This window comes from Kitasatospora sp. NPDC043950 (genome assembly GCF_056435345.1).
Genome location: NZ_JBWKER010000045.1, coordinates 47602 through 54589, shown reverse-complemented (window position 1 = coordinate 54589; position 6988 = coordinate 47602). Strand labels below are relative to the sequence as shown.

4 protein-coding genes and 1 other RNA gene are annotated in these 6988 nt (G+C 71.9%); all 5 read left to right on the top strand.

Annotation, left to right across the window (positions count from 1 at the left end):
• Positions 1–133 precede the first annotated feature (133 nt).
• Positions 134–1270 (top strand): S41 family peptidase, encoded by a 1137-nt coding sequence (locus AC07BF_RS27385; RefSeq protein WP_478319096.1) that lies wholly within the window; start codon positions 134–136, stop codon positions 1268–1270.
• 43 nt (positions 1271–1313) lie between these two features.
• Complete coding sequence (gene smpB, locus AC07BF_RS27380) at positions 1314–1790, top strand: SsrA-binding protein SmpB (RefSeq protein WP_350881115.1); 477 nt, start codon at positions 1314–1316, stop codon at positions 1788–1790.
• 85 nt (positions 1791–1875) lie between these two features.
• Positions 1876–2257: a transfer-messenger RNA gene (ssrA, locus tag AC07BF_RS27375) on the top strand.
• A 128-nt stretch (positions 2258–2385) separates the two neighbouring features.
• The gene (locus AC07BF_RS27370; RefSeq protein WP_363587207.1) at positions 2386–4689 is read left to right on the top strand and encodes a HelD family protein; all 2304 of its coding nucleotides are present in this window, start codon (positions 2386–2388) and stop codon (positions 4687–4689) included.
• A gap of 323 nt (positions 4690–5012) precedes the next feature.
• Entirely contained in the window at positions 5013–6485 is a 1473-nt protein-coding gene (locus tag AC07BF_RS27365) for an NAD-dependent malic enzyme (protein ID WP_063349178.1), read from the top strand.
• The last annotated feature ends 503 nt before the right edge of the window (positions 6486–6988 follow it).

Sequence of the window (6988 nt, the reverse complement as noted above, 5' to 3'; positions counted from 1 at the left end):
CCAACGCCCCTATCCACCCAGCCCTCCCAACCCCCCCCCCCCCCCCGCCCCCCCCCCCCCCCCCCCCCCCCGCCGCCGTTTCGCCCGCCGTTGCGGCCCGTCGGGCCCGACGCGGTGTCTACACTCCGGTGCCATGCTGGAAACTCCGCGCAGGGCACGTCAGGTGGCCACCCTCAGCCTGGTGTTCGGCGTCGTGCTGATCGCCGGGGCCGCCACCGGCGCCTGGGGCGACCCGCCGCGGCGCCCGGCCGCCGGTGCCGCCCCGGTCGCGGGCGCCGCCCCGGGCCTCCCGGCGGACCCGGCCGGCACCGCCCTGTCCGAGCAGCAGGCCGAGCACCTGCTCGGGGCCAACGGCGACCGCTGGGGCGCCTACTACAGCGCCCAGGAGTACGCCGCGTTCAGCCAGGGACTGGACGGCCGCTACCTGGGCGTCGGGCTCTCGGTCGGCCGCGGCCAGGACGGCGTCACCGCGATCTCCCAGGTGGCGCCCGCAGGGCCCGCCGCCACGGCCGGGATCGAGGCCGGCGACCGGCTGCTGCGGATCGACCAGGACCAGGCCGACCACCTGCCGGTCACCGAGGTGGTGGCCCGGCTGCGCGGGCGCGACGGCGAGCGCGGGGTGGGCTCCGAGGTCACCCTCGCCGTGCGGCGCGGTGTCGGCGAGGTCCGCGAACTGCGGCTGCGGCGGGCCCTGTTGGACAGCCAGCAGGTCACCGCCGAGCAGTTGGAGAAGGGCGTGCTGCGGATCGCCGTGCGGGCCTTCACCAGCGGCGTGACCGATCAGGTGCGCGCCGCGCTGCGCGCCCCGCACACCGGTGTGGTGCTCGATCTGCGCGGCAACTCGGGCGGGTTGGTTGAGGAGGCCGCCGGCACCGCCGGGATCTTCCTGGACGGCGGCCCGGTCGGCTCGTACCAGGAGCGCGGCGAGACCCGGGAGTTGACCGCCCCGCCCGGGGGCGACCAGCGCACCCCGCTGGTGGTGCTGGTCGACGGTGGCACGATGAGCGCCGCCGAACTGCTCACCGGCGCGCTCCAGGACCGCAGCCGCGCCGTGGTGGTCGGCTCCCGGACCTTCGGCAAGGGCACCGTCCAGCAGCCCAGCCGGCTCGCCGACGGCGCCGTGCTGGAGCTGACCGTCGGCCGCTACTACACCCCGGCCGGCCGCTCCCCGGAGGGCACCGGCCTGACCCCGGACGTCCCGGCGGCGGCCGGCGAGGACGCCGACGCGCTCGCCCTGCGGGTGCTGGCCGGGCTCGGTACCCGGGCCTAAAGGGGCTGCCCCGAACCGGCCGAAGTGCGAGAATGGCCGCGCTATGGCAAAGGAAACCGGACAGAAGCTGATCGCGCAGAACAAGAAGGCGCGACACGAGTACACGATCCTCGACACCTACGAGTGCGGCCTCGTGCTCACCGGTACGGAGGTGAAGTCACTGCGCGAGGGGCGGGCCAACCTGGTCGACGGCTACGCCTACATCCAGAACCACGAGGCCTGGATCGACAACGTGTTCATCCCCGAGTACACCCAGGGGACGTGGACCAACCACGCGGCCCGGCGCAAGCGCAAGCTGCTGCTGCACCGGCTGGAGATCCGCAAGATCGAGAGCACGGTCCGCGACGCGGGCCACACGCTCGTCCCGCTCTCGCTGTACTTCAAGGACGGCCGGGTGAAGCTCGAACTGGCGCTCGCGGTCGGCAAGAAGCTGTACGACAAGCGGCAGACGCTGCGCGAGAAGCAGGACACCCGCGAGACGGCCCGTGCGGTGGCGGCCGCCCGGAGGCGCCAGCGTTAATCCGCTGGACCCTCACCCGCTGCCTCGCGTACTATGGCGGCAGCAACACGGACGGTCACCGTCCGGCTGTTTCTCAACAAAACATGGGGATGATCGGTTTCGACAGGGGATGTTGAAACAGGGGAAGCGAGCCGAGGAACGCGGCAATGATCTCGTTAACCACGTGTCGCAAAAAAATAATCGCCAACTCTAAGCGCGATTCCCAGCAGTTCGCTCTCGCTGCCTAATAAGCACCGATAGCGCTTGGGTGTCAGACCGGGGAGTTCCCGACCCGGACCCTGGCATAATCTAGGGAACTCAACCGTCCACCCGGGCTGCGAGGGTGGATGGGAAATCAAACAGCAGCTGGGCCTGTTGGCGGCTTGTCCGTGTGACTGCCAGGGCCGAGAAAATCACAGCGGACTGCGCTCGGAGAAGCCCTGAATTAACTCCACTGGACCCGGGTTCGATTCCCGGCATCTCCACCACCCCATGTTGACAGTGAAGGCCGTCCACCGCTTTGCGGTGGGCGGCCTTCACGTTTACCCCGGCTGGGGCGTAGGATCATCCGTCCGCTCGTTTTCCGGAGCCGGATTCCGCCGCTACCACCGAGGCCATGCAGAGCAACACGGACACCACCGCCGCCACCGACCGCGAGACCGCGCGCGAGCGCGAGATCGCCGGTGAGCAGCAGCACCTCGACACCGTCTACCGCCGGCTGGAGGAGAAACTCGCCGAGGCCGAGTACATCCTGGAGGACGCCGCCAAGCGGGTCCACGTCGGCACCCCCGGCGCGCTCGCTGAGCGCGACGCCCAGGTCTACCGGGCCGGCGCCCACCTCCAGCGCCTGAACAACGAGTTCGAGGACTTCCTGTTCGGCCGGATCGACCTCCAGCGGGCGGACGCCCCGGAGGAACACGGCATCCCCTCCGACACGCCGCTCGACCCGGCCGACCCGGCCGTCGCCGAGACCCTGCACATCGGCCGTCTCGGCGTGCTGGACGCCGAGTACGGTCCGCTGGTGATCGACTGGCGGGCGCCCGCCGCCGCGCCGTTCTACCGCGCCACCCCGGTCGAGCCGGGCCGGGTGGTCCGCCGCCGGGTGATCCGGTCCAAGGGGCGCCGGGTGATCGGCGTCGAGGACGACCTGCTGCGTCCCGACCTCACCCCGACCCTGAACGGCCGGGAGCTGGCGGTGGTCGGCGACGGCGCGCTGATGGCCTCGCTTGGCCGCGCCCGCAGCCACTCGATGCGCGACATCGTCTCCTCCATCCAGAAGGAGCAGGACGAGGTGATCCGGGCGGCCGCCGCCGGCGCCACGCTCGTCACCGGCGGCCCGGGCACCGGCAAGACCGCCGTGGCCCTGCACCGCGCCGCGTACCTGCTGTACCAGGACCGCCGCCGCTACGCCGGGGGCATCCTGGTGGTCTCGCCGACCCCGCTGCTGGTCTCCTACACCGAGGGCGTGCTGCCCTCGCTCGGCGAGGAGGGGCAGGTCGCCATCCGCGCGGTCGGCTCGCTGGTGGACGGCATCGAGGCGGGCACCTACGACAGTCCGGAGGCGGCCCGGGTCAAGGGCTCGGGCCGGATGGTCCAGCTGCTGCGCCGGGCGGCCCGGGCCGCGCTGGAGCTGGGCGCGCCGCAGGAGCTGAAGGTGGTCGCCCGCGGCGAGGTGCTCAAGCTGGACGCGGGCCGACTCAAGGCCGTGCGCGGCAACGTGATCGGCTCCGGCGGCACCCCGCTGAACCTGCTGCGCCCGCGCGCCCGCCGCCTGCTGCTGGACGCCCTGTGGCAGGAGGTCACCCGGCACCTGCCGAAGCCGACCGACCACTACGCCCGCGAGCAGCGCCAGGAGGAGAAGGAGTCCTTCGACGAGTACGTCTCGGACGAGGCGTCGTTCCTGGACTTCCTGGACGCCTGGTGGCCCGCCGTGACCCCGCGCCGGGTGCTCGGCACGCTCAAGCAGCACCGGCACATCAACCGGATCGCCCGCCGCGCCGTCTCCCCGGACGAGGCGAGGCTGCTGGCGGCGTCCTGGCGCCGGCTGTCCCCGAACGGCGAGGGCGCGCTGTCCGCGCACGACGTCGCGCTGGTGGACGAGCTCCAGGTGCTGCTCGGCGAGGCGGCCCGGCCGAAGGTGCGCGAGGTGGACGCGGTGGACCTGCTGAGCGGGCTGGAGGAGGTCACCACCTTCGCCGACCGCAGCTCCCGCCAGCGCGAGCGTGTCCCCGTCGAGCGCACCGAGTACGCGCACGTGATCGTGGACGAGGCGCAGGACCTCACCCCGATGCAGTGGCGGATGATCGGCCGCCGGGCCCGGATGGCGACCTGGACGATCGTCGGCGACCCGGCGCAGTCCTCCTGGCCGTTCCCGCAGGAGGCGCAGGCCGCGCTGGACGAGGTGCTGTCCGGCAAGCCGCGCCGCCGCTTCACGCTGACCGTCAACTACCGCAACCCGGCGGAGATCGCCGAGGTCGCGGCCAAGGTGCTGGCGCTGGCCGCGCCGGGCACCCCGTCGCCGACCGCGGTGCGCCGGGTCGGCGTCGAGCCGCGCTTCGCGGCCGTCGTGGACCCCGCCCCGGAGGCCTTCGGCGCGGCGGCCCGGGCGGAGCTGGAGCGGCTGCTGGGCGAGGTGGACGGCACCGTGGCGATCGTGGTGCCGATGGACCGCCGGGCCGAGGCGGCCGGCTGGGCCGAGGGCCTGGGCGAGCGGGCGGTGGTGCTGGGCAGCCTGGAGGCGAAGGGTCTGGAGTACGACGCGACCGTGGTGGCCGACCCGACCGGCATCGCCGGCGAGTCGGAGGCCGGCCTGCGGGTGCTGTACGTGGCGCTCACCCGGGCGACCCAGCGGCTGACCGTGCTGTCCGGTCCGGACGACCTGCCGGACGCGGCCGGCGTGCCCGCGCTGCTGCACGGCTGACGGCCGGTCCGCCGGACGAAGAAGGCCCCTCACCGGATGGTGAGGGGCCTTCAGACGTTAGTGACACCGACCCGCCATGCTCGCCTCGCGGCAAGTGGTCCCTCGAAGGGACGAAGGTTGGGCCCGGGGGCTTGGATCGAGCCGGTGTCCCGTCCAATGTAACGCATCGGCCCGGAGAGGCAAGAAGTTGTCGGGTCCGCACACTCAATGAACGTTATTTCTGGCTACCCCTTGGAAGGTGCGACGATCGAGGTCTAGCATGCGCAGGCGATGCCTTCAACAAAATGTTGAACCTGCCGCACGGACGGAAGAAGGAAGCGTCGATGGCGACGGTGCCCAGTGTCTCCAACTCGATCACGGTGCGGCTGGAGGTCCCGGCCCGGGGCAACGCCGTCAGTGCGATCACCACGGCCGTGGAGTCCTCCGGCGGTTCGGTGACCGGTCTCGACGTCACCGCCTCCGGCCTGGAGGCGCTGCGGATCGACGTGACGGTGGCGGCCTCCTCGGTCGCGCACGGCGAGGAGATCGTCGAGAAGCTGCGGGCGATCGACGGCGTGTCGATCGGCAAGGTCTCGGACCGCACCTTCCTGATGCACCTCGGCGGCAAGATCGAGATGTCGTCCAAGCTCCCGATCCGCAACCGTGACGACCTCAGCATGATCTACACCCCGGGCGTCGCCCGGGTCTGCATGGCGATCGCCGAGAACCCCGAGGACGCCCGCCGCCTCACCATCAAGCGCAACAGCGTCGCCGTGGTCACCGACGGCTCGGCGGTGCTGGGCCTGGGCAACATCGGCCCGGCCGCCGCGCTGCCGGTCATGGAGGGCAAGGCGGCCCTGTTCAAGCGCTTCGCCGGGATCGACGCCTGGCCGATCTGCCTGGACACCCAGGACACCGACGAGATCGTGGCCATCGTCAAGGCGATCGCCCCCGGCTTCGCGGGCATCAACCTGGAGGACATCTCCGCGCCGCGCTGCTTCGAGATCGAGGCCCGGCTGCGCGAGGCCCTGGACATCCCGGTCTTCCACGACGACCAGCACGGCACCGCGATCGTGGTGCTGGCCGCCCTCACCAACGCGCTGAAGGTGGTCGGCAAGGAGATCAGCGACATCCGGGTGGTGATGTCGGGCGCCGGCGCCGCCGGTACCGCGATCCTCAAGCTGCTGCTGGCGGCCGGCGTCGAGCACGCCACCGTGGCGGACGTGCGCGGTGTGGTCCACCAGGGCCGGGAGGACCTCAACGACAGCCTGCGCTGGATCGCCGAGCACACCAACCGCTCGGGCCGCACGGGCAGCCTCAAGGAGGCCGTGGCGGACGCCGACGTCTTCATCGGCGTCTCGGCCCCGAACGTCCTGGACGGCGACGACCTGGCCACCATGGCCGAGGACTCGATCGTCTTCGCGCTGGCCAACCCGGACCCGGAGGTCGACCCGGCCATCGCCCGGCAGACCGCCGCCGTGGTCGCCACCGGCCGCAGCGACTTCCCCAACCAGATCAACAATGTGCTGGTCTTCCCGGGTGTCTTCCGCGGCCTCCTGGACGCCCAGAGCCGCACCGTCAACACCGAGATGATGATCGCCGCCGCCCGGGCGCTGGCCACCACCGTCGCCGACGACGAGTTGAACGCCAACTACATCATCCCGAGCGTCTTCCACAAGGACGTCGCCAAGACGGTCGCCTCGGCGGTGCGCGAGGCGGCGCTGGCGGGCGTCCAGGAGAGCACGGAGCCGGCCCGTCCGACCCCGGGAATCGTCGGCACGCTCGACGCCTCCTCCTTCCCCACCGTCAAGCTCTGACCGGCGAGGCGGCCGACGTGTCGCTGATCGGTCAAATGTCCGAATAGCGGCCTTACCCGCCCGAGCCCGCCCCGAACCCTTGCGACACAAGGGCGAGGGGCGTGTTTGGGCTTGTCGTGCCTAGGGCGTACGGTAGCCCTGCACGGGGCAGGCGTGTCCGACAAGTACGGAACGTCCCCCTGGTCTTCCGGCGCGTCATCCCGACCGCCGCCCGGGCCCGGTCCGCCGGAGCCGACGGAGCGTCACACCTCCAACGGGTGGGGTTCGTTCGGGTGTCGTGGCCGGGGCCCGATTGGCTTTCTCGGGGCTGGTCGGGGCAGGATTCGTATCCAGGCAGGCGGACGGGCCTTCGACGGCACCGGCGCGCGGCATCGGGTACGGACCCGGCCTGCGACCACGCATTGCCTGCATGAGCACAGTGTGCGGACCTGCGGCCTATCCGGGTGCCCCCCGGTGGGAGTACCGATGGGCCCCCGCACACCGCAAGCGAACAGACCACAGGA